This is a genomic window from Psychrobacter sp. FME5 (genome assembly GCF_014861375.1).
GTDB lineage: Bacteria > Pseudomonadota > Gammaproteobacteria > Pseudomonadales > Moraxellaceae > Psychrobacter.
In genome coordinates this window covers 1-401 of the sequence record NZ_RRYX01000282.1, presented here as the reverse complement: position 1 = coordinate 401, position 401 = coordinate 1, and the positions used below count along the sequence as shown (strand labels likewise).

Sequence of the window (401 nt, the reverse complement as noted above, 5' to 3'; positions counted from 1 at the left end):
GTAAAAGAACACCATATCAAACACTTTGAAGTGATTATCGAGCTTCTTAGAGAAACAACAGGTTTTTCTAACCGCCCGACGCAATCGGTGTCTAAGGCGGCAATTATTACCTTCTATACCTACCGTATATTGTTTGCCAATTCGTTTGTTATCACTTTTAAAGGCGGTTTTAAAGCTATCCCAGTTATCCATGCTAATAGTGTCATAGCTGACTTTCAGGTATTTAAGCCGGGCTCTTAGCTTCTTAGCCGTTTTTAAGTCACGTCTGCCCCAAACGTAAGCAACAATCTCATTAGTAGCACGGTCATAAGCATAAATAAGCCAGACTTTACGCTTCTTGCGATATACGTAAGTCCAGAACTCATCAACCTCTAAGCGTTCATAGTAGCGCTTCTTAGGCG

Annotated in this window: 1 protein-coding gene; it reads right to left on the bottom strand. The window is 41.1% G+C overall.

All coding sequences use genetic code 11. The features are described from left to right. On the bottom strand, nucleotides 1–401 hold a 401-nt coding region (locus EI161_RS14690), incomplete at both ends, for an IS1 family transposase (RefSeq protein ID WP_192530047.1).